Raw genomic sequence first — 5,832 nt, forward strand, 5'->3', positions numbered from 1 at the left:
TATGCAGGGCGAGCTTCTCCTTCATGCGCATCTGATGTGTCTCAATCGTTTTGACGCTGACATGCAATTCACTCGCCAATTCGGAAACGCTGAAGCCTCTGCCGATAAACGAAAAAATCTCTAGCTCACGATCGCTGAGGCTATCGACGCCGGAGCTATGCGAACGCTTTGAGCCGGCCGCGAAGTTGCTTAGGATTAGCGGCAAGACGCTCGCACTTACATACACGCGACCGGCCGAAATTTCATCAAATGCTCTAACCATTTCCGCAGCACCATCGATGGCTAAATATCCCCGCGCACCCGAGCGGAACGCGCGTCGAACCGACAGCGGATCAGTGCGCTCGGAAAGCACGAGTGTCGCAGCTGCCGGCTCCAGTTTGCAGAAGTCCTTGATCAGTTGAAATCCGTCACCGCCTCGGAGCGTTAGGCCGAGCAAAACAAGCTTCGGCTTGTGACGCACAAATAACTCGCGGGCCAAAGGCGCTTCGTCCGTTTCGCCGCAGGCGACGAATTGCATGCTTTTCGCAATTAACGAGAGCACGCCGAATCGAACGAAACCTGTTCGATGAACAACGAGCACTTTTGCTTTTGTCGGGCCTTTCCCTGACACGTCGTCAGGCTCTTCTGTCAGGGACTTCTTTGATCGGTACACCGATTTCTTGTCTGGCCACCGTTTTTTGCGGGGGTTGCGTTGCGGGTCCAACGCGCGTGCAGCGCGCGGTCTGTTCTTCCGTTGCTGCATATTCGGGGTTGTTCCTAAGTTGCAGCCGTTTTGTAGGGCGAACTCCGCCAAAGGCCAAGCCAAAAATTCAGGGATTCACCCCGACAGACAAACAGCCGGCCATCCGCTTATCCTCCGTGCAAGATGAAAAGAACGATATTTATTGTTTTAGCGGCCTCGTTCCTCTGCTTTGGCAGCTGTTGCATAGCCACTGGTCAGGCGCCGGTGGCGCAATCTGATCAAATCACGGACGATGGTTCTCAGCAGATCATCCAGGACGACAATAGCACGACCGGAGAATTCGAGCCGGTGACGATAGATCCCGGTGCAAGCTCTGATGTGGCCCTGCAGTTCCCCGTGAGCATGGCCAGCAAGCCGGTATCGATTGCGGCGCTTGATGGGGGGACCGTGATGAGCGGTTCGACCGCCATAGGAGCGGATGGGTCGCTCTCGTTCTCATTCCAGGTGAGCGATCAACCAGGAGTGCACCGCGTCGTCGTGATGGACCCGAACGCTGACGACGATTCGCCGAAGATCATCGGAGTGGTGCAATTCGAGGTGCCGAGCGTGGAAGAGTAGAAGGAGGCGCCATGACATCGTGTTTTCCTGTAGCCAAGCCGCTTCGAGGCGTTTTTAGTCGCACGTTCGCTCTGAGCGCATTGTGTTTTGCCCTGTGCACTCATGATCTTTGCGCTCAAGTAGGCAACAACAATCCAAGCGGCGTCTCGGGTATCTTCAACGGCCAAATCGCGGATGGGATAGATCCTTATACCGGAAACGTGACCCGAACTATCACTGATATTTCTGTAGCCGGATCGCCATCCGTGTATGCCCTGGCGCTGGTGCGTACGGCAAACTCACGCACGCCCAGCGTAACCGGGGTATTCGGGTGGGAGGGCGGTTGGAACCATAACTACAACTGGACCATGGAGGACTCGCCGGCCACCCACACGCAGAATTTTCATCCCGTAAAATACACGGTCAATTTTCCCGATGGGCGAGTGGAGACCTTCCGCGCTGTCACGTGGGATACTGTTTACCGCGTGAGACCGGGCGCCGACGTGCCGGCGCAGAGCACATCAGCAGGAGTCAGTGAGCGTTTTCTGCAGCTGAACCTGAACAACATGTACGCGTATTTGATCCTGCCCGATGGCGGCGCGGTAGAATTCAGAGCCCAGCAATACTACGATCCCGCGTACGGCCGCTACTGGTACAAGTACCATCTCACGGCCATCTATGATCCTTACGGCTTAAAAACCACCATTGATTCCGAGGTGGTGGGGCAGGCGCAGTGCAGGCGAATAACCAAGGTCACCGAACCGGCTGGCCGCTATCTGCAATTTTATTACACCAATAGCACCAGCCCGAGAATTGACCATGTAACCGAATACATCAACGGCATCGCCAGGCGCAGCGTGCAGTATTACTATACGTACACTTGGCTTAGCAGCGTCGTCTATTATGGCAACAATGCGTGGACAGCGAGGTATAAATATACGAGGTCAAATATTGGCGGAGACCTGCCGTTGCTGCTCTGGACGTGTGACGATCCGATGTATCCCGAACCAATGCACAAAATCGCTTACACGTATCGCACTACTGACAATTACACGGGAAGCCATCCCACTTATGGCCAGATCAGCAGCGAAAATTACTACGACGGAACCAACGTTGGTGCTGCGGTAAGCACTTTGACGGTGCCTAGTGCTACCACGCGCACCGAAACGCGAGGGGACAACGTGACGCGCACATTTATTTACAACGGGACAGGCTATGTGACTTGGGTTCCTGATTTTACGAGCCATAGCGTTCAACAGCATTATGACGCGACCACTAAATACGTCGATTATGTGGTAGACCGGAAGGGCAACCGAAGCGATTACGTCTCCGATCCAATCACCGGGAACATCACCCAGATCCAGTTCCCACTTACCCAAGCCGACACGCCGGACCAGACGCAGCGGCCCACAGTCAATTACACCTACACCAACAGCTATTATCTTCACACCATCCAGGATGAAGGCCATCATACCACCACGTTCACCCGCAACGGGAACAATCGGGTCACGCGGATCGATTATCCCGATGGCGGCTACGAGACCTTTTCCTACGACGGCAGCCATTTCTACGAAATCAGCGGTCATCGGATGACCACCGGCGGCACCGAGACGTTCACTTACGACACCCGCCACCGGTTGCAATACTACGCTGACCCCTATCACAGCAGTCCCGGTAACCCGAGCATCACGTATTATTATGACGGATTGGACCGCGTAAGCGGAATTGTGGATGCTCTGAGCCACGGCACGAATTTTGATTACAATGATCGCGCTCAGGTTACGGTGACCACGCTGCCGTGGATCAATGGCGTCCGCTACACGATAAGCAATATTTACAATTCCGATGGCACGTTGCAAAACCGCACCGATGAACTCGGGCACCGGACCAGCTACGAATATGACGATTACCTGCGGCTAAAGAGCGTGACCCCGCCCGTGCGCGGCGCCGGCGATACCGGCACCTACACGACCCATTTCTATTATGGCGCCAACGCGTGGGATGCTATTAACGATTACAAATTGACGGATTCCAATGTCACCTGGGTCGTTCCCCCCAGCTCCGGCCTGAAGAAAATCCATACGGTTTATGATGACAACCGGCGCAAGATCACGGTGACCGTGGCGCCGAACACTGCCGACGAAGCTACAACCAGCTACACCTACGATAACGCAGGGAATGTAACCTGGGTAACCAATCCGCTCAATCACAACAACGTCCACACACTTTACGACGAGCGAAACCGGCCGTATTCGATTAGCGTAGGCAGCCACACGACCACGATCAGTTATGACACGGCCGGGCGACAAAAGACCATCCAGCGCCCAAACGCGCAAACCATCACTTCTGACACATTCGACGCCATGAACCGGGTGACGCAACAGACTGCCACCCAAACGCCCGATCCGAATGCGGTGACTAAATACACTTACTTCACGACCGCCGACGGCGCTAGCGCACCTGTTGGTTTGCTCAAGACCATGAAAGATCCCCGTCTCGTCCAGCTCAACAACGGCGAGGTCTACACCTACGAATACGATTTAATGGGGCGCAAGAAAAAGATCACCTACCCTAAGGACAGCATGAACGTTAACCGCACCGAGCGGTGGGCTTACGACACGCTGGGGCGCCTGGAGACGTTTACTAATCGCGCGAACAAAGTGCAGACTTTCGGCTACGACCAGCTCAATCGGATGACCGGGTCCACTTGGAACGATGGCGGGGTGACGCCGAGCGTCAGCTTTGGCTACGATGAAGCTTCCCGGTTGGTCGAGATTGACAACGCCAACGCGAGCATTTCCCGTACGTATTACAATGATAATCTGTTGCACATGGAGACCCAGAGCCTGAGCGCCGTCGGCGGCCTTGATAACAGACACGTGACCTACACCTACGATGAGGACGGCAACCGGGCGAGCCTGGCAATTCCCGGCTACACGTTTGATTATGTCTACACGAATCGCAATCAGGTGAAACGGATCAATGACGACGCCACAGGCCTCAGCCAAGCGTATTACGAGTATGATTTGCGAGGTAACGTGATCTTGCGTAACGTGAACACTTCTCCTGTTACCGTGAGCAGTTACAGCTATGATCCGTATGATCGGCCCACGTGGATCACGCATACGCTCAACGGCACCACGCGCAGTTTCAACTACGGATATTACGATAACAGCAACAACCGCGAATTTGTCAGGCGGCTGGGGAGTTCACTGGGAGACATTGGCGATGTGTTCCGATATGATCTATCTGATCAAGCCATCAGTTTCCAGTTGAACGTGGCAACTCCGCAGAATGTGGACGGGGGATCTATCCCGCAGAGGGTTTTCTACGATTCCAACGGCAACCGGACCTCTTTCACCTCAGCCGATACCTATGGTCCAGCCAACAACGTGAATCAATACACCAACCGAACGATAAACAATCACACCTACAACGCAGGGTACGATGTTACCGGCAATCTGACCACGAGCCCGGACGCAACGGCAGCGGGCTGCACCTACGACGCGCAGAACCGGCTTACCCAAGCCGCCAAAAGCGGCGCGACGATGATCTTCAAGTACGATGGCCTGAACCGACAGGTAAGCCGGACGGTCAGTGGCGTGACCACCCATAGCACATGGGATGGCTGGAATTTGGTGGAGGAATACACCAATAATCCTGGGCTCGTGATCCAGGCAAGATACCTCTACGGCCCAACCGGGCTGGTCAAAGAATTACAGAACAATCGTTATTATTGTCAGGACGGCAGCGGCTCAACCTCCCATCTGCTCGATAGCAATGGGCACTTGCTTGAATGGTATCGGTACGATCTGCACGGCACACCCATTTTTTACAATCCGAACGACACGCAGCCCAATCCAAATCAGTCGGGCTACGGCGTGCGGCATCTCTTCACTAGCCAGCAATGGTCTCAGGAGCTTGGCCTGTACGATTTGCGCAACCGCTTTTACTCTCCCGATCTCGGCCGCTTCCTCCAGCCTGATCCAATCAGCTTCCGGGGTGGGAATAATCTGTATCGCTATTGCCGCAACAATCCCGTGGCGCGATGGGATCCGTTGGGTTTGCAGGACGCAGTAGCGCCGACACTTTCCGAAGGATGGACTGCCGAAGTAAACGTGACAGGCTCAGAGATTCCGCTCCCAGATCTTCCAAACATTCCAGACCTTCTACAGCGTCCACCGGACCTGAGCGGTATTCTTCCTTCTCCTTTCGGTGGTCCGGTGCCTCCCAGCGGTGGAGGGCGGGGCGGCGCCTCAGGTTCGAGAGGAGGTTCGGGACAACCTCATGCATCGGCGTCAAACAACAATTCACCCACTCCGCAACAGCCGCCGCAGCAAAACCCGCCGACGCAGGTTCCTCCAGACGCACTCAATCCATCAGTAGGTGTGTTTTCGCACTGGGACGCGGTTGCTCCAATTGTCGCACAGGCGAACATGAGGCTTGACGATGATGGCAGCGGGCCCAATCACAATGATAAGCACCACAGCAGATTCACCTCCTATCTTTGGTGGTATGGAGTCAATCTTAATGCTGATACAGTTCGATATGTC

Annotated in this window: 3 protein-coding genes; 2 read left to right on the forward strand and 1 reads right to left on the reverse strand. The window is 54.8% G+C overall.

Annotated features, from left to right (window positions below; all coding sequences use genetic code 11):
* The coding region (locus DMG62_00420; protein ID PYY24974.1) for a hypothetical protein at nt 1–742 on the reverse strand (742 nt) is incomplete at its 3' end.
* Between the two features lie 204 nt (nt 743–946).
* Here DMG62_00420 and DMG62_00425 point away from each other — a divergent pair.
* Together DMG62_00425 and DMG62_00430 are read left to right on the forward strand one after the other, a co-directional pair.
* Nucleotides 947–1,300, forward strand: coding sequence for a hypothetical protein (locus tag DMG62_00425; protein PYY24975.1), 354 nt, complete (start codon nt 947–949; stop codon nt 1,298–1,300).
* Between the two features lie 11 nt (nt 1,301–1,311).
* Nucleotides 1,312–5,832: hypothetical protein (locus tag DMG62_00430; protein PYY24976.1), on the forward strand; the 4,521-nt coding region annotated here is incomplete at its 3' end.

It is taken from the genome of Acidobacteriota bacterium, from assembly GCA_003225175.1.
In the GTDB taxonomy this organism is placed as follows: Bacteria; Acidobacteriota; Terriglobia; order Terriglobales; family Acidobacteriaceae; genus Gp1-AA112.